Raw genomic sequence first — 22,554 nt, 5'->3', positions numbered from 1 at the left:
TGAAGCTGGCGCAACAGAGTCTACGCCCCGGGGCGAGGGCCGGCGGAGCCGGGCTTGGTTGTGCTCGCGATCGCGTCAAGAGATTGAGGGTGTTTTCTCTTAGGCTCGCAGTGCGCCTCAGAATTGTGCCTCTGAACTGGGGCGATATCCGGCCTGTGACGATCGTTATGCATTCCGCCCTCGGAGTGTCTGCAGCAACGTGCAGTTTGCCCACATCCGAAAAAGCCACGTCCGTAGCGTGATGTCTCACACACAAAGTTCCTCTTCAGAACCATCAGGAGACATACATGCCGAACTACAGGGTGTCCATGGACATCGGTGGAACGTTTACCGACATTGTCGCGTATGACCAGCACGCCGGAACCTACGCGGCCACGAAAGCGTCCACTACGCCGGGGAATCTGAGCGCGGGTGTCATCGCAGGCCTCGAATCCATTGTCGAGGACCTGTCCGACATCGAGTTCCTGGTCCATGGCACCACACAGGGATTGAACGCCTTCCTGGAGCGCCGCGGCGTGCCTGTGATGCTGCTTGCCACGGCCGGCGTCGAAGATACTTACCACATCGCCCGCGGACCGCGCCTCGAACTCTACAACGCCCAGTACCGCAAGCCTTCCCCGTTGCTTGAGCGCAAGGACGTGATCGGCGTCGGAGGACGTCTGGACGGGCAGGGAACCGAGATCCGCCCCTTGGACGAGGTTGCAGTCCGCCAGGCAGGCCGCCGGGCAGTTGCCGAGGGGTACGGTGCCGTCGCCGTCGCATTCCTGTTCAGCTACAAGAACCCCGCACACGAACTCCGGGCCCGGGAAATCCTGCTCGAAGAGCTGGGCGAGGACTTCACTGTCTCGCTTTCCCACGAGGCCGCGAAGGAGTGGCGCGAATATGAGCGCACCTCATCCGCCGTCGTCGAGGCCTACACCGGACCGGTGGTCCGCAACTACCTCCTGGACTTGGAAGAGAAGCTCGCTGACCGCGGCGTGGAAGCCCCACTGCACATCATGCAATCCTCCGGTGGCGTGCTCACTGCCGAATCGGCGCGGAAGCGCCCGTTGCAGACGCTGCTCTCGGGACCCGTCGGCGGTGCCATGGGCGACGTCGAACTGTCCGGCGTCTCCGGACGCCGGAACCTGATCGGCGTCGACATGGGTGGAACATCGTTCGATGTCTCCCTGGTGGTCGACGGGAAGCCCGACGTCTCCACCGAGGCACACCTCGAAGGCCTTCCGATGCTCATGAGCGTGGTCAACATCCACACCGTGGGCGCAGGCGGCGGCTCCGTGGCTTGGCTGGAAGCGGGCGGTCTCCGTGTCGGTCCGCGTTCCGCGGGAGCCACGCCCGGACCTGCCTGCTACGGACGGGGAGGCACGGAACCCACCGTCACCGATGCCAACCTGGTGCTTGGCCGCGTGGACCCGGGCTGGTTCGCGGGCGGACAGGTTGCCCTTGATCGCGAAGCCGCGGTCACCGCCCTGAAGACCGTAGGTGACCAGCTAGGACTGGACCCCATTGCCATGGCCGAAGGTATCTGCGACGTGGCCAACTCCCAGATGGCCCAGGCGATCCGGACCATCACGATCTCCCGCGGCATCGAGCCCCGAGACTTCGCCCTCGTGGCATTCGGCGGCGCGGGCCCCATGCACGCCGTCTTCCTGGCCAAGGAACTGGGCATCCCGGAAACGATTGTTCCCCGGTTCCCGGGCGCTTTCTCGGCGTGGGGGATGCTACAGACCAACATCCGCAAGGATTTCTCCGAGCCCTACTTCTACCTTGACGAGGACATCGACGTTGCCCATATGGCCGGTGTGCTGCGGTCCATGGAAGTCGAAGGCCTGGGTTCGCTGGTCTCCGAGGGTGTTCCGGAGGACAGCCGCCTCACCAATGCCTCAGTAGATGTCCGTTACCAATCGCAGGAATTCTCCCTGAACGTTCCCCTGGCCTCCGCGGACGAACCAGAGTCCGCCGACTTTCTTGCCAAGCTGGCCACTCGTTTCTCCTCGATGTACCACGAACGTTACGGACACTCCAACCTCGGAGCGCCTATCGAAATCGTCGCGCTTCGGACGCAGGCCGTCGGCGAGCTGGGCCGCCTTGATGCACCACACTTCGCCACCGCCCAGAGCGCCGAGTTCAAGCACGAAATCCGCCCGGTGGTCTTCGAGCAGATCGAGCACGAGACCACCGTGGTCCGCCGTGACGACTTGGCCGCCGGCCATGCATTCGAAGGTCCCGCCATCATCGTGGAACAGACCGCCACAACCGTGGTGCCCCCCGGCTTCGACGTCATCGTCGACGAATTCGGCTCCCTGATCATCCGCACTCAAGACGTCGAAGGAAACTGAGGTACCACCAATGACAATCACTGCAGTCAAGACCCTGGATCCAGTCACCGTGGAGATCATCCGCAACGCTCTCACCAGCGCCGCGGACGACATGAACGCCACCCTCATCCGCTCCGCCTACTCACCGATCCTTTACGAAGGAGGGGACTGCGTCGTAGCGCTCCTGGACACCGAGCACCGCGTGCTCGGACAGTCCGCTGGCCTGCCGTTGTTCCTGGGCAACCTGGAAACCTGTTCCATCGCGGTGGAAGAACTGTACGGCCGCGAGGTGTGGAAGGAAGGGGACGTCTGGATCCTCAACGATTCCTATCTTGGCGGAACCCACCTGAACGACGTCACCATTTTTGCCCCGATCTTCGACGACGGCGCGGTGGTCGGCTTCGCAGCCACCCGTGCGCACTGGATGGACATGGGCTCGAAGGACGTCGGCGGTTCCATGGACGCGACGGACATCTTCCAGGAGGGCTTCCGGATGGGCCCGGTCAAACTGATCGAGGCAGGTATTGAAACCTCCGTGGTGGATCTGATCCGAACCAATGTTCGCTTCCCCTACCAGACCATCGGTGACATGCACGCGATGATCGCCGCCCTCCGGATGGGTACCACCCGGATGAAGGAACTCGTGGGCCGTTACGGCATGGACCAACTGGATGCTGCCCGGGATGAGATCTTCCGTCAGACGGAGGAAATCGAGCGCGAGACCGTCCGCAACATTCCCGACGGCGTCTACGAAGCCGAAGGCGTGCTGGACAACGACGGCATCAACCTCGACACTCCGATTCCGATCAAGCTAAAGATCACCGTCTCGGGCGATACCGTTGATTTCGACGTCACCGGATCGGCTGACCAGACCATGGGCCCGGTCAACTGCGGCGCCGCCCAGGCCGTCTCCGCACTGCGGGTCGGCTACAAACTCCTTGTCAGCCCCGACTCCAACTCGAACGGCGGATCCTTCCGGCCGTTGACCACCCAGGTGCGTTCAGGTTCGGTCCTTGGCGCGGTGGCGCCAGCGCCGTGCCAGTGGTACTTCTCCCACCTCGGACTATTGATCGACCTGGTTTCCAAGGCCATGGCGCCGGCCATGCCCGATCGCGTTGCCAGCGCTAGCCACGGCGACTCGATGATCATCACCGCAGCCGGTTTCGATCCGCGCTTCGGCCGGAATTTCGTGACCATGGAGGCCACGCTGGGCGGTTGGGGAGCCTGGCAAGGCACCGACGGCGAGTCCGCCATGATCAACAACGTCAACGGCTCCCTCAAGGACCTGCCCATCGAAATGATGGAGACCCGCTACCCATTCCGCATCAACGAGTACTCCATCCGCCCCAACTCCGGGGGCCCCGGCCAGTGGCGCGGCGGCAACGGAGTCGTCCGTGAATACGAGTTCCTGGCCGACTGCGTCGTGGGGCTCTGGTTCGAAAGGTCCAAGACCCCGGCCTGGGGACTCTTCGGCGGCTCAGACGCCCAAGGGCCCGAGGTTGTGTTCAACCCAGGCCGCAGCGATGAGGTCCGCACCCTCAAAGCCAACGCCCGCAAGGTCAAGGCCGGCGACATCGTCCGGCTCGCCGTCGGTGGCGGCGGCGGCTTCGGGGACGTCTCCCAACGCTCCCGGGACGAGATCACCTACGACATCGTCAACGGCTTCATCACCGAGGACTTCGCCAAGACCCACTACGGATACTAAGCCCTGCCCACAGAAAGACACCCCAATGAAAAGCATCAAGCAATCAGCCGCAGCCGCGGCGCTCATCGGGCTAGCCCTCCTGACGTCAGCCTGCACCCCACCCACGCAAGCGGCCGCAGGACCAGCTTCGACGGCGGACGCCGGCAAACCGCTCAACGTCGGATTCTTCGGCTTCGCCAAGTCCAACGGCTTCGCCCAAGGAACCTTCCTCGGCGTCCAGCAGGCGGCCAAGGCCAACAACGCAACCGCCACGTTCGTAGACCCCAACTTCAACGCCCAGACCCAGGTCCAGCAGATCCAGGACGCCGTCACCTCCAAACAATTCGAGGTGATCGTTGTCCAGGCGAACGACAACCAGGCCCTGATTGCGCCACTGCAGCAGGCCGTCCAAGCTGGCATAACGGTGGTGGTCGAGTTCTCCGTTATCGGCCCGAAGTTCGACACCATCCAGCCCCAGGTCCCGGGTGCAATCAGCATCGTTGACCTTCCCACCAGCAACGGCAAGATGCTCGGCCAAATGGGCAAGGATGCCTGCGCCAAAGTCTCCAAAGACACCTGCAAGGTGGCCTACCTCGAGGGATTCAAGTCCCTGCCGCTGGATAACGCCCGGACCGAAGCAGTGAAAGCTGAGCTGGCCACTGATCCGAAGATCAAGCTGGTGGCCAGTGTCGAAGGCGGATACACCCAGGACAGCGGCCGGCAGGCGTTCCAGAACGTTTCCCAGGCTAACCCGGACGTCGATGTCGTCATCGGCGCATCCCAGGCGATCACGGGTGCTGCGGCGGTCGCAGGCAATAGCAACATCAAGTTCATTGGCAACGGCGCATCCACCTCGAATGTCGAGGCCGTCCGATCCGGTAAATGGTTCTCCATCTACGTCAGCGACGTGGTGGCGAACGGCGCCAAGGCCACGGAACTCGGCCTTGCGAAGGCCCGGGGACAGCAGGTGGAAACGGCAGTGGATGAGGCGAGCTTGGCTCCCAACAAGGCCAAGGGCACGAAGGAAGCCCTCGATGCCGTGAACTACGTCTCCAAGTACTCGGACTAGCCGACTTATCCCCCTCGTGGTCCTGCCCTGCCGGGGCTGAGGTCCTGCCGGGACCGGAGCCCCCCCTCGGTCCCGGCAGGACCGGCCAAAACTTCCATTCCATCTCCCGAGGTCAAAATGGCTATACAACAGTTGGATTCACCAGAGCGCGTCAATCGGAGTGCCGCTCCGGAAATCACCATCTCCGGAATCGGAAAGCGGTACGGTGCCAGCACTGTGCTGCGCGATATCACGTTGTCGGTGGCTCCGGGGGAAATCCACGGCATCATGGGGGAAAACGGTGCTGGCAAGAGCACGCTGCTGAAGATCCTCGGCGGCGCCATCGCGGCAGATTTCGGCGTGGTCAAGCTTGACGACCGGGAGGTGAAGATCACCGAGCCCCGGGACGCCATCGCACACGGAATATCCCTTATATCCCAAGAGCTGGCACTCATTCCTGGCCTTTCAGTGCTGGAGAACGTCTTCCTGGGCCGATGGGCCAACACGGGAAGCCTGCTCCGTTCGCGGCGGGACGCCGATCATTTGGAGCGCCTCCTGGCCGAGACCGGCTTTGAGCTTGACCCCCGGGCGATGGCAGGGGACCTCCCCATCGGTCAGCAGCAGCAGGTCGAAATCCTGAAGGCGCTGGCCCGTGGCGCCAAGGTGCTGTGCATGGACGAGCCGACGGCGGTCCTGAACGAGGCAGAGAAAGCACAGCTGTTAAAGGTGATCAGGAACCTTGCCAGCTCAGGCACCACCGTCATCCTCGTATCGCACTATCTGGAGGAAGTCCTGGGTTTAGTGGACCGCGTGACCATCCTCCGTGACGGACAGCACATCACCACTGAAGACGCCTCGGGGCACACGCCGGAGTCGCTCGTCGGCCTCATGGTCGGCAGGGAGGTCGATTTCCTCATTCCGGAGGTTCCTCCGGTGTCTCCGGAAGCAAAAACGGTGGTCCAGGTGGCAGGACTGAGCAGCTCAAAAGTGCAAGACGTCTCCTTCACGGTCCGCCAAGGCGAAATCCTGGGTATCGCCGGCCTGGTGGGCAGTGGCCGCAGCGAGACCCTGCTCGCCATGTTCGGTGCTGATCGAACCACCAGTGGACATGTCCAGATCAACGGCCGACGCCTCCGAGCCAACTCCATCCGGGAAGCCATCAAAGCCGGAATGGCCCTCGTCCCCGAGTCGCGGAAAGAACAGGGCCTGGTCATGTCCCGGCCGGTGGACGAAAACATCGCCCTTTCCACCTTGTCAGGCCGATCACTGGGCGGTTTCGTCAGGGTAGCCCGGGAAAAGGCAGCCGTGTCCGAGATCAGCCATTCCGTCGACCTGCGCGGCGCCCGCCGCGGCTCGCTGATTGCCGATTTGTCCGGAGGAAACCAGCAAAAGGCGCTCTTCGCCAAGTGGCTGCTCAACCCTCCGGCGGTGCTGCTGGTGGACGAACCCACGCGTGGTGTCGACATCGCGGCCAAAGCCCGCATCCACGGCATGATCGCCGACCTCGCAGCAAAGGGCACGGCCGTCGTCGTCGTCAGCTCCGAACTCGAGGAAGTGATCGGGCTGTCCCACCGTATCCATGTCATGAGGCAAGGCCGCATCGTTGCTGAATTCGACCGGAACGCCTCCCGCGACGAAGTCATGACTTCCGCATTTCTGAAATAGGTGAATCAAATGACCACAGCTACCGTTGCCGTGTCCGCGCCGGCCGACAAGAAATTCAAGCTCAATGTCCGGGATTTCGGGATCGTCTTCGGACTGATCGCCATCATGCTGTTCCTGACCCTCAACACCGGAACGTTCCTGACGGGCCGAAATTTCATCAACCTGTTCGACCAAGCTGCCATCGTGGGACTGTTGGCCGCTGCCGCCACACTGTGTATCGTCAGCGGTGTCTTCGATCTCTCCTCCACCGCAAACTTGGCTGTTTCCGCCATCGCCGGAGTGATGATCACCCAGCACTTAGGGGTGATCGCGGGATTCGTCGGCGCATTGTTGGTGGGGGCCGCCCTGGGAACCGTCACCGGCCTGATCGTGGTCAGTACCAAGGTGAATTCCTTCATAGGCACGCTGGCGGTGAGCATCATTTATCGCGGCCTGGCCATCGTGATCACGGGCGGAGCCATCGTCGCGCCGCTGCCCGAGCAGCTTGCCGCCTTCCAGACGTGGACCTGGCCCAGCCTCTTCGGCCTCACTGCCGGCTCTGTGCTCATGGTTGCCGTTACCATCGTGCTGGGAATCGTCCTATGGCGCACTACCTTTGGACGCCGGATTTACGCTGTGGGCGGCAATAAGGAAGCGGCGCGCCTCAGCGGTATCCGTACCGGTTCCATCCAGGTGGCGGTGTTTGCCATCAGCGGCCTTTGCTCAGCGATGGCAGGCATGATCCTTGCTTCGCGCGCCGGCTCAGCCCAGCCCGCCATGGCCATCGGCGTCGAACTCACGGCCATTGCCGCCGTCGTCATCGGAGGGACGAGCATTCTCGGCGGACAGGGCGCCATGTGGCGGGCCTTCGTGGGGGTCATGATCCTGACCGTCATCGGCAACGGCTTCAACCTGCTCCACTGGGACACCACCTACCAGCAGGTTGTCACCGGCGTCCTCATTCTGCTTGCAGTCGCCGCGGACGGATTGTTCTTCCGCAAGCGCACCGGATAGGCCCTCTTGGGGGACGCTATATACATGGAACATCGTCATGACCTGGTGAGGGAACTGGAGCAGGCTGAACAGGAGGCCGAACAATGCGCATAGGGCTGCGGTTGCAGGGAACAAGCTGCCGGACCTTGGTGTTGGACGGGCACACCGTGGTGTCCGCGCCGGCCGAAGTGCACGGCAGCAACCTTGCGGAGGCAGTCGACACCACCTTCGAAGAGCTTCGCCACGAGCTTGGTGCGGAAATTACGAAAGTAACGGACATTACCGCCGACGTCGGACGCGTCCTGGCAGCACGGAAACTCGCCCCGGTCATCGCGATCCGGATTTCGCCGCGACCGCCTGCGGACGCGTTCCACGTGACTGGGTTGCCGGCACTCGTCGAACCAGTGGTGGCCCGGACCGTCCACGTCGGCGGAGGCCACGACCTGCGGGGACGCCCGCTCGCTCCGCTCGGGTTGGAGGCTTTCCTGGCCGAACTTCCGGACATCCTCTCCGGAGAGGTACGGAACATTGCAATCACCTCCGTGGGGTCGACAGCGTCGAAGGATCACGAAACGCGCATTGCCGATGCCATCTTGTCCAGTGACAGCGAAATGCGCATCAGCATCTCCAGCGACTTCTATTCCAGTGTTTTCCGCGACCGTGACTACACAGCCATCCTGAACAGCGCCCTCATGGAAACAGGGGAGGACCTGGCCGCGATGCTGGAAGCGTCGGGACGGCGGTATTTTCCCTCCGCCACGATGTGGTTCGCCAAGAACGACGGCGGCCGTGCGCCGCTTGCGCGGCTGGCAGTGATTCCGATTCACGGCTTGCGCCCCGAACCCGCTATGCAGATCCTCGGCGCGGCTACCTTGGCCGGCGCTCCGGATGGGGAGGTCGTCATCTGCACGGACTCCGGGGTCACTGTGGGCCAAATCCGTGGCGGCCTCCCTGCTACGCGAAGCGTCATCCGCCAAGGGTACGAGGCGAGCCTCGCCAGCAACGCCGCCGTCGTCGAACCGTACACGGCCGACCATCCGGTCCGCCCTGCGGTCCCCTCGGTGATTGCCGATCTCCGAAGCGGGCAGGACACCCCGCTTCCGTTCGGGCTGGTTCCCACGCTGGCAGCAGCGCACGACGCCGCACAGGTGGGGTCCGCCGTCGCGCCCCTGACCGCCTGGATCGACAGGTTGGAGACGGTTAGCGGGCGGGCGGACCTCCAGTTGGTGCAGCGTCGCGCGGAAGAAGATGCCGAGTCGGCAGCCGTTCAGTCGGGGGCGAGCCCCGGGCTCACGCGGATCATTGAATCGAATGTCTATGCCATGCCCTATGGCAACCCCGGCATCGTGCGGATCAGGGTCCAAGCGGCTGGTGAAGTCTCCGGGGACACCTTTGAAGATGCCGCCGAAATTCAAGTACGGGCACCTTTCAGGGTGGAAGAGGGGGCCATCCGATGAACGCCCTGCTGACGGTGGAAGATGTCCGGCACCTGCGAACCGGCGCCCACTTCCTGGCCTGCACCATCGACCCGACAGCCATCTACGTTTACGCGGAGATGATCGAAAAGGCCATGGAAAACCGTGCGTTGGAACTCATCTCGATTGACGAGCTGGCCCCCGATGACCTCGTGGTTGCGATCGGAATGGTTACTCAGGGTCTCTTCATCGCGGATATGCCTCCTGTAGGCGATGAGTTCATCGGCTGCATCCGTGCCATCGAGGCCAACCTCGGCCGACAGGTGCGGGCGATCTATTCGCTCGCCGCCGCCAACATCAACGGAATTGTTCCCCTCATGGTCGGGCTGCAGTCTTCGCTGCCGGTTATTGATTCCGACCCCATGGGCCGTGTCTTTCCCTTGATCAGCCAAACAACGCTGAACATCGGCCACGTCCCCATCAGTCCGATCGCCCTCATGGGAGTCACCGGCGAACGGGCTGTGGTGGAGGCTGAGAACCCGCAGCGGGCCGAAACCCTGGTGCGGGCCCTCGTCACGGAGATGGGTGGGTGGGCCGCTACAGCCATGTATCCGTGCTCAGCGGGCCAAATGCGCGAGCACGGAGTCCACGGCTCCATCAGCCGGATGATCCGGATCGGGGAGATTCTCGACGCTGAAACCTCGGTTGACCGCAAGTTCCAGCAGCTCGCTGAATTTCTGGGTGCCACCCGGATTGCTCGGGCCCGGGTGAGTCACGTCGAAGGCCTGTCGCGCCCTTCGGACCTAGGCCTTCCGGCGCTGCCGTCCAGCGTGACGCTCATCGACGAACGATCCGGGCAGATCATCCGCTTGGAGATCCAGAACGAAATCTTGCTGGTCCTCGTCGACGGCGCCATCGCTGCGGCCGTCCCGGACATCGTCTCGCTCCTCAACTCCGAGCACGGCACGGTGGTCAACATCGACGATGTGCGGGTGGGCGATGTCATTGACGTCCTGAAGATCACGGCTGCGGCGCAGTGGTACTCGCAGGCGGGCCTTGATCTTGCTGAACCAAAGGCCTTTGGTATTCCGATTGAGCACCCAAGGCGGCAACATGCGTAGATCGAAAAGCGAGAACCATCTGGATGTCGCCGGGCTCCTGGCGCACGGCTCCCTCCGCGGCACCACCCCGCTGTATCTCACGCCGTCCAGCGCGGCAATCGACGGCGTCGTCCTTGTCTCCCAGCTTGATGCCATCCAGCGGGTGCGGCCCAACACCGTCATCGTCCTGTCTGCGGAGATGGGCTCCGGCGGATGGCTGGTTTCCGCAGCCCTGCGGCACGCCTGGGAGCGGAAGGCCAGCGCCGTCGTCGTCGCTGGAAGTACCTACTCCAGCGCGGTGATCGGCCTCGCCGAGCGGCTGGGTATCACCTTGCTGGCCGCCGAGGGCGACACGTCGGGCATCGCCCTCGCACTGGCTGCTGAAATCGGCGCTGCTCTGTCTGTGGTGGACGCTGAGCTGGCGCGGTTTGCCCGAGCGGTCGCGAAGGACACTACCTTGGGAGCTGTCCTGAAGACCATCTCCAGGGAGCTGGACGGTATTGAAATCTTGCTGGAGTACGACGGCGTGAGCCTGGCGTCCGCGGGAATGCCCACGCGGGAAGCAGTCGAAATCATCACCGTGGATGTTCGCGGGTCGAATACCTCCATCCCGTCCAGGCTCACCGCGCGGGTGCCGAGATCCGGAGTCCACAACCTGCAGCTCGTCCGGTCGATCCTCGAGGTGGCCACGCCGTCGGTAAACGCTGCGTGGCTGTTGGGAGATGCCCTCGACACCGCGCGTGCAGTACCCACGGCGGCCCTGGTCAGTTTGAACCACGACCCCGACTCCTCCTGGACCACGTTCGCGGAACGTCACCGGCACTTGCTCTCCCAGCTGGGCTGGCGTGGGGAGGAGCAATATGTGGCCGTGTGGATCCGCAGGGCGTCGTTGGAAGCTCATCGTCCGGAGCTTACAGCGGTGCTGCGGCTGCTCTGGCGGAAAGTCACAGTCCGCAGCCCCCTGGCTGAAGTCCACGGCGGCTGGCTCGCCCTTGTTCCCGCCGGATACCAGGAGGCAGCGGATCAGCTCGAGGCGCGGATCAGGGTCCGTCTGGGGAAGTCTTTGGGGGAAATGGGTCTGGGCGCAGGACTCTCCCGCTGGCGAGAGGAACCTACGGCACTGCCCAATATCGTCCGTGAATCCCGTTTGGCCGCTGAATCCGCCCTCTCGACGGGACCCGGCACGGTGGCAGGCTTTGCCAATCTTGACGTTGCGGCGGCCGCGACGTTCGTCGATGAGGACTCGGTCCTGCTCGTGGCGGAACTGACGCTGCCGCTGCTCATGGCCAGCCCGGACAGAGACCTTGTCATTGCGGCTGCAGGGGCTTTCCTCGACCACCACGGCTCCGTCAGCCTTGCGGCAAGCTCCCTTGACCTGCACCGGAACACCCTGCAGACCCGACTCAACCGTGCCCGCGAACTGGGCCTCCCCCTCGACGTCCCAGCCAAACTCCTGTCCGTCCATCTCATCCTCAGCACACTTCGCCGCTCAATCCACAGCAAGGCGAGTTCCGCCAATCCCGGCTCAAACCAGAAAGGACTCCCATGAGTTCCCAGTTCGACAACTTTGACGATGTCTATGCCGCCGCACAGGAAACGCCCGGCGTCATCCTGTTCACTGCTTCCGTCGTCGCCGACGCAGGCACCAGCATGGCGCGCATCTATACGAGCCACCCGGGGGTCTACCCCGTCGGCGGAAGGAAGACCCTGGGCGGGGACACCAACCCGGTGTGGCTCGAGCAGGTCCTCAAGGGCCAGCAGCCGTTCCTTGGGGCGGACAAGGAAGCAGTCCGGGCATTCTTCTTCGACTCCGCAACCATTGAGTCGCTGGGTTGCGGTGCCATCGTCAACGTTCCAGTGGTAAGCAATGGTGAGACCATCGGATCCATGAACTTCCTTGCCCCTGAGGGTAGCTATGGGCAGACATCGGTGGATGCGGCCGTGGACATCGCCCAGCGCTCCGTCCCGCTGTTCGAACAAGCGATTGCCACCGCCAACTAGCTCGCCGTCTTTCAACAGCGGTCGCCAAGGGACCGCCCGCGAAAACAGCAGAAAGGAACCCCCGCACGTGACCACCACGACACCGGGAACACTGACCATCCGGAACGCCCTCATCTTCGACGGCGAGACCCCGAACCTGCTCGAAGGCTCCATCGTCGTCCGCGAAGGCCGCATCACGGAAGTGAGGCGAGACGTGGAAGAGGCCGGAACAATCGTTAACGCCGACGGCCGTACCGTGATTCCCGGGCTCATCGATGCGCATTTCCATGCCTACGCGCTCAGCTTGACTGCCGCCAAGAACGAAACGGGGCCATTGAGCTACTCTGCGCTCGCAGGGGCCCGGCGACTTAAGGCGGCCTTGAACCGGGGCTTCACGAGCGTCCGTGACGTGGCCGGGGGAGACATAGGCCTTGCCAATGCCATCGACGAAGGCTTGTACGCAGGTCCGAGGTATTTCTTTACCGGACCGGCGCTGAGCCAGACAGGTGGCCACGGTGACATCCGGGCCGCGGACGACGGTTGCTTCCATGGCGGGCACATGTGCGAAGTGGTGGACGGCGCGGATGAGTTGCTGCGGGCCGTGCGCCGCCGCTTCCGCACTGGGGCCACGGCCATCAAGATCATGACATCCGGCGGGGTCATTTCGCCCGTAGACCCCATCAGGGTTCCGCAGTACAGCGCGGCTGAAATCCGCGCGGTAACGGAAGAGGCGTCCCGCCGGGGCAGCTATGCCACGGCCCACGCTTACTCGCCCGAGGCCATCCGTCATTCGGTACTCAACGGGGTTCGCTGTATTGAGCACGGCAATCTATTGGACGCTGAAACTGCCCGCTTGATGGCTGACAATGAGGTCTACCTTGTACCAACTTTGGCGACCTACGACGCGATGGCCCGGCGCGGCGAAGAAATCGGTCTCACGGAGGTAGGGGCGGCCAAGAACCGGCAAGTGCTGGATGCCGGCCGGAACGCCGTCGAGTTGACCCGCGACGCGGGAGTCCGGATTGGATTTGGTACGGACCTCATGGGGGAGCTGGAGGACGAGCAACTGGCCGGGCTCCGCCTGCAATGCGAAGCACTGGGTGTCTACGATGCCCTCCGCTCGGCAACATCGACCAACGCGGCTTTGTTGCGTCGCGATGACCTTGGGCGCATAGCCGAAGGAGCCTGTGGAGACCTGGTCATCCTGGACGGAAACCCCGTCGAAGAACCGTCGGTGCTCTGGGACGAAAGTCGCATGCGTACAGTCATCAAGGCTGGGCAGGTCATCGCCAATCAGTAGCCGCCCGCGCAGCGGGCTCGAGAGGCCGCCGCCCGCTGCCAAGCCGCCCCCACTAAGCTGTGGCCCATGGAAACAGTCGTCTGGTCCAAGCCGGAAAATGAGCGCGCTGGGACGCCGCTCCTCGTGATGATGCACGGGTACGGCACGGACGAGCAGCGAATGGTGAATCTCTTTCCCCAGATTCCCCGGGAATTCAGTTGCGCCGCGCTCCGCGGACCTATGCCGATCGGGGACCACTACGGTTGGTTCCTGCTTGACTACTTCCTCGCCAACGACTTTGCGGACGTTATCACCGCCACCAACAAGGTTTTCGCCTGGATTGACTCGGTCAAGCGCAACCACAGCAGCGTGAGCCTCCTGGGCTATTCCCAGGGCATGGCCATGGCCAGTACGCTTCTGCGGCTTCGTCCGGAAGGCTTCAAAGCCACCGTGGGCCTCTCCGGATTCGTGCTGGAAAACGACCTTCTGGCGCTCAGCGAATCCTTCGACTCACCGCCGCCGTTCTTCTGGGGGAGGGACAAGGCCGATCCCGTGATCTTCAGTGATGCCATTGAGCACACCGAGGAATGGCTCAACAAGAACATGGCTCTCACCGCGAGAACCTACCCGGGCATGGGCCACCGGATCGAGGCCCGGGAAATGATGGATGTCAACGCGTTTCTGCGGTTTTACGTCCTCCGCTGAGGTGAGGTCCGCGTCACATTCGAGGGTGCTGGAAAACAACTCTTGATTGCCAAAATTGTAAGCGCTTACACTCTTCTTCGGCGGTGCAAGGATGTGGCGCTAAATCCAGAAGATGAAAGGGTTGAGGCCGTGTTGAATGGTTAAGGCTCACCGCGTGACAATCCAGGACGTTGCCGTCCTCTCCGGCTTGTCCATCTGCACCGTTTCACGCGCTCTGCGGAACCTGCCGAACGTGTCCGAAAAAGCGCAAGCCAAAGTGGCCGACGCCGCCGCCAAGCTCGGTTACAAGGCATCCTCCGCGGCAGCCCGGCTGGCCGGCGGAAATACCGGTTCCATCGCCATCATTGCTCCCACCGCCACCGCCTGGTTCTTCGCCCAGGCCGTTGAAGCGGCCGAGGAAGTGTTCGGAGACAGCGGTTTCGACACCGTCCTGATAAGCCTGCGCGGCAAGTCGAGCGTCAAGCGGAAGATCTTCGGCGATCTCCTTGGACTCTCCCAACGCGTGGACGGCGTGCTGCTCCTCAACGTCGATTTGAGCGAATCCGAGGTTGCCCTCCTGGCCGCGTCCGGCCTTGCAGTTGCCAGCGTAGGGATGACTTCCGTACCGTGGGACAACGTAGGGATCGACGACGAACTCGCGGCTTGGCAGGCCACCTCACACCTGTTGGGGCTGGGTCATTGGGATCTGGCGGTGCTTTCCGGCCGCGAAACGCAAGAGAACTCGGTGCTGACGTCGAGCGACCGGCTCAAGGGATTCAGCCGGGCATTGAAAGACCATCACCTGACCGTTCATCCGGACTTGGTCATCAACTCGGATTCCACGATCGACGGCGGACGCAAAGCCATGAATGAACTCATTGCCCACCGAAGCCTTCCAACGGCAGTCTTTGCGGACTGCGACGAGGCGGCTTTCGGAGCCTTGATGGCCATGCGCGAGCATGGCTTGTCCGCACCGAAGAGTGTCTCCGTCATTGGAATCGACGACCACCCCATGAGTTGGTTCCTTGGCCTGAGCACAGTGGCGCAGCCCGTGGCTGACCAGGGCGCCTTCGCCGCCAACCTGCTGGTGGACCGGCTCCAGAACACCGACGCCCCCAACGAACCCTCCAACCACTTCCTTGACACCAAGCTGATCGAACGCAAAACCACGCGCCGCCAGCGCTGAACGGACCACGCCACACCATGACTGATACCCGAGCCACCCAGAAGACTGCCTGGACGGGCGCTACCGCGCTCCTTTTCGACCTCGACGGCGTGCTCACGCCAACCGCCGTCGTGCATGAGCAGGCCTGGCAGGAGCTCTTCGACGGCTACCTGGCTGAAACAGGCCATCCGGACGGCTACCAGGAGAGCGACTACTTCGACCACATCGACGGCAAGCCGCGCTTCGATGGAGTGCGGGATTTCCTCACCTCCCGTGGAATCACGTTGCCGGAAGGACCCACCGACGACGATCCCGCCAACACCAGCGTGCAGGGCCTGGGCAACCGCAAGAACCGGATCTTCAACGAGATCGTGGATTCGCGTGGCGTCGAGCCGTACGCGGGCTCTGTCCGCTTCATCCACGCAGCCTTGGAGCTGGGACTCAAGCTCGCCGTCGTGTCCTCTTCGCGCAACGCGCCCGCCGTCCTGAAGGCGGCTGGACTGGAAGGCTACTTCCCGGTGGTGGTCGACGGCCAGGTGGCCGCCGCCGTCGGGCTTCCCGGCAAGCCGGATCCCGCCACCTTCCGCTACGCCGCCGAGCTGTTGGACGTTCCCGCCGAGGGCTGCGTCGTCGTCGAGGATGCAGTGTCCGGCGTGCAGGCCGGCAGCGCCGGGAACTTCCGCGCGGTGATCGGGGTGGACCGGGGCGCCGGCCACCAGACCCTGCTCGACGCCGGCGCAACGTTCGTGGTTGACGACCTCGATGATCTCCTCTAATCAAGCCGTTTCACCAGAAACAGAAGGAACCAACAGTCCATGGCACTCATCAGCTCCGACCGGCTGCGATTCCCCTGCGAACCGTGGAAGCTCGTGGAGAGCATCCACGTTCCCGGTGACGCCGGTCCGCTCGAAACCCTCTTCAGCCTCGGCAACGGCCACCTGGGCATCCGCGGCGCCCACTCGGCGGGGGCGGACGCCGAACTTCCCGGCACGTTCATCAACGGTTTCCACGAAACGTGGGACATCAAGCACGCCGAGAACGCCTACGGTTTTGCACGCATAGGACAAAGGATCGTTTACGTCCCGGATGCCAACAACTTCAACATTGTCATCGACGGCGAACAACTGGGCCTCGCCGAGTCAACGGTGCAGAACTACCGCCGCAGCATCGACTTTGCCACGGGCGTGTACGAGTGCGCTGTCACGTGGGAATGCCGTTCAGGCGCCACCGTCACCACGCTGGAGCGCCGCGCCGTGGGAATCGAATCCAGGGGTTCCCTCGGCATCGAGCTGAGCCTCACCGCAGACCGCCAGGTGACTGCGGACATCACGTCCTTGGTGATCAATCGGCAGGACCAGCCTGTGGAGGACCACTCGGCCCACGACCCCCGCCGCTCCGGCCGCCACGCCGGCCGGGTGCTGCTCCCGCTCCACCTCCAGGGTTCCGACGGATCCCTGCGCATGGCCTGGGAAACCGCCGAATCCAGGCAGCGCATCGGCATGGCCGTGGACCACTGGATTTCCGCGGAAGGCCAGCCCTTCGAAACCGTGGTGGGGGAGGACGAGTCCACGGTCCGCTACGTCATGGCAGTGAATGAGGGCGAGACGTTCCGCTTGGAGAAGAGCGTCAGCTACGTCGTGAACAGCGCCGACGGAAGCGCAGCAGAGGCCGGCGAGATCCTGGCGTCCGACGCCGAATTGGGACTCGTGCCGTTCGACGCGCTCCTGGCCGAAGGTGCGGCCCATTACCGCGATTATTGGTCCACAGCGGACATCACCATTGGCGGCCAGCCCGAACAGCAGCAGGCCGTGCGCTGGAGCCTGTTCCAGCTTGCCCAGGCCACCGCGCGTGCCGGAGTCGCGGGCATTCCGGCGAAGGGCGTCAGCGGCTCGGGCTATGAGGGCCACTACTTCTGGGACCAGGAGGTGTACCTGCTGCCGTACCTGACGTACACCAACCCGGCCGCCGCCCGCCAGGTGCTGGAATCGCGCCATGCCATGCTTCCCGACGCCCGGATCCGGGCCAAGGAACTGAGCGTGGATGGTGCCCTGTTCCCGTGGCGCACCATCAACGGGCACGAGGCCAGCGCGTACTACGCTGCCGGCACCGCGCAGTTCCACATTGCCGCCGCGATCTCCTTCGCCGCCAACCGCTACCAATGGGCAAGCGGCGACGCCAGCTTCCGCTCCGAAGTGGGCGCCGATCTGTTGATCGAGACGGCCCGCATGTGGGCTTCGCTGGGCTTCTTCGGCAAGGACGGTTTGTTCCACATCCACGGCGTCACCGGCCCGGATGAATACACGGCCGTGGTCAACGACAACCTCTACACGAACGTCATGGCCCGCTTTAACCTGCGAGCCGCTGCGGCACTGGAACACCCGGACGTCCCGGAAACCGAGCGGATGGTGTGGCAACAGGCCGCCGCGCGCATGTCCCTTCCCTACGATCCGGACATGGAGATCTACAGCCAGGACAACGACTTCATGACCCTGGAGCCGTGGGACTGGTCCACGCCGCGGTCCAAGTACCCGCTGCTGCTCAACTTCCACCCGCTGGTGATCTACCGGCACCAGGTCCTCAAGCAGGCGGACACGGTGCTCGCGATGTTCCTGCAGTGGCAGGACTTCACGGCCGAGGAAAAGCAGCGCGCGTTCGACTTCTACGATCCCATCACCACCGGCGACTCCACCTTGTCCGCGTGCGTCCAGGGCATCATGGCGGCCGAGGTGGGCTACTCCGACGTCGCGCTCAAGCATTTCACCGAGGCCTTGTTCATCGACCTGGACAACACGCACAACAACACGGTTGACGGCGTGCACATCGCGTCCACCGGCGGCATCTGGAGTTCCTTGGTGTGCGGCTTCGCGGGCATGCGGGATCAGGGCGAGGTCCCGCACTTCGATCCGCGGCTGCCGGCCGAGTGGGACAGCCTGTCCTTCCGGCTCAAGATCCGCGGGCGGCTGTTGTCCGTCGAGCTGCACCCGGGGTCCATCAGCCTTGCGCTGGTTCCGGACGCAGGTGCTCCCGGTTCAGCGCCCGACGCCGGTGTCGCACCTTTGGAGGTCAGCGTGCGCGGGCAGCGGGTCGTCGTCGGCATCGAGATGGTGGCTGTGCCCCTCGACGAAGTGCCGGTCCCCGCGCCGTCGGTCTTCCCGAGCCTCTTCCCGACGGCGGGACTTCCGGTGATCGGGAGCGCGCGGGTCTAGCCGGCCCATCGATTGCTGAGTAACTGTCGTTTTGAAACCCGAAAACGGCAGTTACTCAGCAGTGGATTCATCAGGGACGGCCGGTGGGGAGCTGCGGTTTCGGAGTTATTCGGGAACGGTTCATTCCTGATTCATGGGACGCCGATACGGTCTCCGGAGACCTCTCTGGAAAAGGACTCTACCCATGGATCGACGGACATTCGCCTCCGCTGCCTTGCTGACCGCGGCGGCACCGCTGCTCACCACTACTCCGGCCCTCGCGGACTCTTCCGAGCGGGGAAAGGATGCAAAGCTCACACGCACCATGTTGGACGCGTTGGAACGTGAACTTGACGACCATGCCACCGCCTCCGTCGTGGAACCCGACATTGAAGACATCGGATTCAACTGGCATCCGCCAACCAAGCCGGTCGAGAGCATTGATTTCATCATTGCCTATGGTTTCGGCAACCGACGACCGGCAGGAGGCGGAGATCCCAGCCGCGTGCTCTACGAGCCTGGCCCGGTCAACGAAGCCCTCGCCGACACGGTTGCGAAGCTGCGGGCGACGCGCAACGTTCCCGTCTACGCCCAGTGGGAAATCGCCAGGTTCCTCGAGTCCAAGTACCACATGAGCGGAGTGACCTCGATTGAACCGGTCATATCGGCGGACGGCACCATTGTGTATCTGAGCACGGACGGCGTTGCGGCCCAGGTCAAGGAGCTGCGCGGATCTCAGCCTTCGGGGATCGCCGGCATTGTTGGATTCCGGGACCACATCAAGCGCTGTGTCCAGACCACCCAAGACCGCGGGATGGACGCTTTCGCTCCCCAAGGTATCGACCTGCCCGGCACCTATGATCCGCAGTCGGGACAGCCGTGGACCCGGCGTCGTGATCTCTATTTGGTGCACGACATGTATGCCCAGATCGCCGTGCTCCGCGGGAAACTGATCGCACAGGCCTATCCCAACGGCTGATTCCCGGATGGCGCAGGGGACGCTTTACTTGAGCGAACTTCAGCGCGCCGGCACCGTCTCCGATGCATCCCAGTCGATGTGGTGGCGATAGACCCAATCGAAGTTGTCGGCCGTCTTCCGGGCGAGTGAGCGGAAGACGGCCTTCAGCACAAGGTCTTCGAAGACGCGCTTGAATTGGCCGCGGATCTTCGGGGCGGCGTTCCGGCGGCCCCATTCGACCACCGATTCCGCCCGGTTCCGGCGTTCCTTTTCGTAGCGGGACAGGGCGCCGGGGATGTCGGATGACGAGATGCCCCGGAGCGATCGGCCCAGCGTGATGGCGTCTTCGATGGCCATGGAGGCGCCTTGTCCGGACGATGGCGATGCAGCGTGGGCGGCGTCTCCCACCAGCACGAGCCTGCCGCGGTGCCAACTGGGAATGCTCGGAAAATCGGAGGTCGTGTACGGCCGGATGATGCCGTCAGTAGCGGCGATGATCTTGGCCATGGGCGTGCGGTCCCCGGCTACCAGATGCGTCAGCCAGGACTTGCGGGCCCGGTGATCCAGCGCGGCCGGATCCTCCGATGACCGTTGCAGCGGGTTGGCAAACCACCAGATCCTGCCCTCCGGATCCTGCATGTAGCAATAGAAGCAGCGCTTGCCGAAGACCATCTTCATGCGTCCCGGTTCGACGTCCAGCAGCCTGGGCGGGAGCAACCCGGACTCGACGATCCCGCCGGTGTTGAGCAGGGGGATATTGCGGGGTGCCGGGGATGAGGGGTCAATCAGGGGCCGAACGGCCGAGTGTAGCCCATCGGCGCCCACCACCAGGTCTCCGTGCGCGGAGGTGCCGTCCGCGAAAACGGCCGTGACGCCGTCGGGCGCTTCCTTCACCGTAGCGAGCCGCTTTCCGTACTCGACGCGGATTCCGCGGGCGCCTGCCGCCTCGCGGAACATGCCATACAGCTCGGAACGCGTCATGGTGCGGGCGGTGGTGCCATCGGGGAGGGATCCGCCGTAGTCGAAGTCGATGAGGTGTTTTCCGGTGCTGCCCAGATACATGGACATCTTTGGGGTGCTGAAGCCCAGATTGGCAGCTGCATCCTTGAGTTCGAGGGTTTTCAGGGCATCGAAGCCATTGACGGCGACGGTGAGGAAGCCGCCCACGCCGTTCGAGGGCCCATTGTAGGCCTCGAACACGGTGGCGTGATGGCCGGCTTTCTGCAGTGAGATGGCCGTGGCGAGTCCGGCGATCCCGGATCCGATAACAAGGCAGTTCAACATGGCGGAGTCCTTTGCAAATTTATTTCGTTCGGTTGAAAGAAATATATGACTCGCACCGAGGGTCGTCAATCCTTTCGGTGAGACGAAATAGTTTGCTAGCCTCGGAGGATGGAGAACCAACCGGGCGTCAGTACGCAGCGCCAAGACTTGCTTGAGGCGGTCTTTGCCTCGGGACGGGAGCTTTCGACGGCGGCCGTCATGTTCCACACAAAGCTCTCCGAGCTGCGCGGACTGTCGGCGACGGAGGGCAAGGCGATCGACATCCTGCTGCGCTTCGGACCCATGACGGCGGGGGAATTCGGCGAACATTCCGGGCTGGCTCCGGCCTCGGTCACCGGATTGATGCAACGGCTCGAGAGCAAGGGTGTGGCGCGCAGGGTCCGGTACGAAGGGGACAAACGGAAGGTCCTGATCGAGCTCGTGGGGGACCAGGTGACTGCCGCAATGCCCCATTTCGTCGACTTCATGGGCGGCCTCGCGAGCCTGCTGGAGGGCTACAGCGACGAAGAACTCCGCGTCATCGCGGACTACTCCTCCAAAGCCGCACGGATCCAGCAGGACGCAGCCGGGCGGTTGGGTGCCGCATCCGGCGGTGACGCGCACGACGACGGCGGCCCCGCGCCGTCGTCGAACCCCGCCTGAGTTGCTCCCTACTTCGGCGCGATGCCCCGCATGCTGTTGTTCCGCTTCTCATGGGTGAGTTCGGCGAGCCCAAGTGCTTCCATGAGCGGTGGCATGTACATACCGAAGCGACCGCGGTATCCCTTGCGCAGGCCGTACCAACCGCCCACCGGATTACCGTCGTCGCGACCCCAGGCCTCAACCGTGCCTTCGGCGGCGGGCTTGTTCTCGTCGGCGGCCCAGAGCGGCACCCAATCGCCTTGCTGGAGTAGCCACGCATGCAGGTCCTCGATGGCGCTCAGATGGTATTTGAGGGTCGTGGAGCCCACCTGGCAAACGATCGCGGGCGGATCACCTGCTTCATCCCGATACATCGTGTAGTCGGAGGAGCCAGGCGGGGTGGTGAGCTTCCAGGGGTCTTCCTTGGATCCAGCGGCCATGTCACGGTGTCCTTCCTGGGGGCGTCGCGCGGGTGTTGGCTACACGCTACACAGGGCCTGGCCGAATGTCTGCGGGGCCAGCCCGGGCTTAGCCGCCCTCGGCTAGCCGAACCACCAATGCCCGGTTGTAGCTCGCGGGCTCGCTCCGCGTCGTCGCCGAAACAACTAGTTGCCGCCGGCTGATGCGTTTGGCATAGAAGCCGGCGTAGGGGAGAACGATGATTTCTTCCAGCCCGCTCTCCCAGGCCGGAATCAAAGCCTGCAGGCTATCGCGTTCCGCAGTCGGCGGAACGGCAGGGACCAGGGAATTGTGCCAAGCATGGAAAGCCGCCTGGTCCACGCCCTCGTTGCCGTATTCAGAACTCCACAATGGTGGAATGAACGGATGGAGCGGTTGACCCGGGCGGGTGACCTGCCGGATCGCCTCGGGTGTGGGCCTGTTTTCCGCGGTCCGTTCCCTCATCTCGTACCAGTCCCAGGCACGCTTCCAGGCAGTCTGCCACCTTTCCTCCCACTCCGCGACGCTCGCCGAACCAGGGGTCCGTGAGGTCCCCGCATCTGGACGGGGTGAGAGTGCGGGAATGTCGGCGTCGGGGGCCAAGCCCCAAGCGTGCCGGATGAACAGAAGCTCGTTCAGCGGCAGCGAGCGGTCCTCGACGCTGATCACCATGTCGTGCGGCCATGGGTTGTTCCAGGGCGTACCGGCGGGAGCGTTCATCCAGCGCATGAGGCCCTCCCGTCGTGGTGTTGGCTACA

General features: G+C 63.6%; 19 protein-coding genes. 16 read left to right on the top strand and 3 right to left on the bottom strand.

What is annotated here, in order from left to right; genetic code table 11:
• Nucleotides 1-287: 287 nt before the first annotated feature.
• The 15 genes from ABD742_RS21155 (at nt 288) to ABD742_RS21085 (ending at nt 19,474) form a co-directional block, all read left to right on the top strand.
• Nucleotides 288-2,339, top strand: a complete 2,052-nt coding sequence (locus ABD742_RS21155; protein WP_234754047.1) for a hydantoinase/oxoprolinase family protein — start codon at nt 288-290, stop codon at nt 2,337-2,339.
• 10 nt (nt 2,340-2,349) lie between these two features.
• Nucleotides 2,350-4,023 carry a hydantoinase B/oxoprolinase family protein gene (locus ABD742_RS21150; protein WP_234754046.1) on the top strand — a complete coding sequence of 558 codons (1,674 nt, stop codon included), beginning with the start codon at nt 2,350-2,352 and terminating at the stop codon, nt 4,021-4,023.
• A 25-nt stretch (nt 4,024-4,048) separates the two neighbouring features.
• Nucleotides 4,049-5,071 (top strand): sugar ABC transporter substrate-binding protein, encoded by a 1,023-nt coding sequence (locus ABD742_RS21145; RefSeq protein WP_234754045.1) that lies wholly within the window; start codon nt 4,049-4,051, stop codon nt 5,069-5,071.
• 117 nt (nt 5,072-5,188) lie between these two features.
• Nucleotides 5,189-6,715 (top strand): sugar ABC transporter ATP-binding protein, encoded by a 1,527-nt coding sequence (locus ABD742_RS21140; protein WP_234754044.1) that lies wholly within the window; start codon nt 5,189-5,191, stop codon nt 6,713-6,715.
• Nucleotides 6,716-6,724: 9 nt separating this feature from the next.
• A complete protein-coding gene (locus tag ABD742_RS21135) occupies nt 6,725-7,708 on the top strand; it encodes an ABC transporter permease (protein WP_234754043.1) in 984 nt (327 codons plus the stop codon).
• Between the two features lie 83 nt (nt 7,709-7,791).
• On the top strand, nt 7,792-9,144 hold the full coding sequence (locus tag ABD742_RS21130; RefSeq protein ID WP_234754042.1) for a hydantoinase/oxoprolinase family protein: 1,353 nt from the start codon (nt 7,792-7,794) through the stop codon (nt 9,142-9,144).
• Nucleotides 9,141-10,223, top strand: coding sequence for a DUF917 domain-containing protein (locus tag ABD742_RS21125; protein ID WP_234754041.1), 1,083 nt, complete (start codon nt 9,141-9,143; stop codon nt 10,221-10,223). Before ABD742_RS21130 ends, ABD742_RS21125 begins: the two co-directional genes overlap by 4 nt.
• Complete coding sequence (locus tag ABD742_RS21120; protein WP_234754040.1) at nt 10,216-11,751, top strand: helix-turn-helix domain-containing protein; 1,536 nt, start codon at nt 10,216-10,218, stop codon at nt 11,749-11,751. The genes ABD742_RS21125 and ABD742_RS21120 overlap by 8 nt, the downstream gene beginning before the upstream one ends.
• Nucleotides 11,748-12,203: a GAF domain-containing protein gene (locus tag ABD742_RS21115; RefSeq protein WP_234754039.1), complete on the top strand. Its 456-nt coding sequence runs from the start codon at nt 11,748-11,750 to the stop codon at nt 12,201-12,203. Before ABD742_RS21120 ends, ABD742_RS21115 begins: the two co-directional genes overlap by 4 nt.
• 67 nt (nt 12,204-12,270) lie before the next feature.
• Nucleotides 12,271-13,482, top strand: coding sequence for a metal-dependent hydrolase family protein (locus ABD742_RS21110; protein WP_234754038.1), 1,212 nt, complete (start codon nt 12,271-12,273; stop codon nt 13,480-13,482).
• 66 nt (nt 13,483-13,548) lie between these two features.
• Nucleotides 13,549-14,166, top strand: coding sequence for an alpha/beta hydrolase (locus tag ABD742_RS21105; protein ID WP_234754037.1), 618 nt, complete (start codon nt 13,549-13,551; stop codon nt 14,164-14,166).
• Between the two features lie 154 nt (nt 14,167-14,320).
• Nucleotides 14,321-15,331 (top strand): LacI family DNA-binding transcriptional regulator, encoded by a 1,011-nt coding sequence (locus tag ABD742_RS21100; RefSeq protein WP_234754036.1) that lies wholly within the window; start codon nt 14,321-14,323, stop codon nt 15,329-15,331.
• 17 nt (nt 15,332-15,348) lie between these two features.
• Nucleotides 15,349-16,086, top strand: coding sequence for an HAD family hydrolase (locus tag ABD742_RS21095; RefSeq protein ID WP_234754035.1), 738 nt, complete (start codon nt 15,349-15,351; stop codon nt 16,084-16,086).
• 39 nt (nt 16,087-16,125) lie between these two features.
• Nucleotides 16,126-18,516: a glycoside hydrolase family 65 protein gene (locus tag ABD742_RS21090; protein WP_234754034.1), complete on the top strand. Its 2,391-nt coding sequence runs from the start codon at nt 16,126-16,128 to the stop codon at nt 18,514-18,516.
• A 184-nt stretch (nt 18,517-18,700) separates the two neighbouring features.
• Complete coding sequence (locus tag ABD742_RS21085) at nt 18,701-19,474, top strand: hypothetical protein (RefSeq protein ID WP_234754033.1); 774 nt, start codon at nt 18,701-18,703, stop codon at nt 19,472-19,474.
• Between the two features lie 39 nt (nt 19,475-19,513).
• Here the strand turns inward: ABD742_RS21085 and ABD742_RS21080 are convergent, their stop codons facing one another.
• Nucleotides 19,514-20,737, bottom strand: a complete 1,224-nt coding sequence (locus ABD742_RS21080; protein WP_234754032.1) for an FAD-dependent oxidoreductase — start codon at nt 20,735-20,737, stop codon at nt 19,514-19,516.
• A 108-nt stretch (nt 20,738-20,845) separates the two neighbouring features.
• On the opposite strand from ABD742_RS21080, the gene ABD742_RS21075 reads away from it, so the two are divergent.
• Nucleotides 20,846-21,379 (top strand): MarR family winged helix-turn-helix transcriptional regulator, encoded by a 534-nt coding sequence (locus tag ABD742_RS21075; RefSeq protein WP_234754031.1) that lies wholly within the window; start codon nt 20,846-20,848, stop codon nt 21,377-21,379.
• Between the two features lie 8 nt (nt 21,380-21,387).
• Here ABD742_RS21075 and ABD742_RS21070 read toward each other — a convergent pair whose 3' ends face one another.
• Nucleotides 21,388-21,798, bottom strand: a complete 411-nt coding sequence (locus ABD742_RS21070; protein ID WP_234754030.1) for a DUF6855 family protein — start codon at nt 21,796-21,798, stop codon at nt 21,388-21,390.
• Nucleotides 21,799-21,886: 88 nt separating this feature from the next.
• On the bottom strand, nt 21,887-22,525 hold the full coding sequence (locus ABD742_RS21065; protein ID WP_234754029.1) for a hypothetical protein: 639 nt from the start codon (nt 22,523-22,525) through the stop codon (nt 21,887-21,889).
• Between the last annotated feature and the right edge of the window lie 29 nt (nt 22,526-22,554).

Source organism: Arthrobacter ramosus, from assembly GCF_039535095.1.
In the GTDB taxonomy this organism is placed as follows: Bacteria; Actinomycetota; Actinomycetes; order Actinomycetales; family Micrococcaceae; genus Arthrobacter; species Arthrobacter ramosus.
This window is presented reverse-complemented; position numbering and strand designations above follow the sequence as displayed.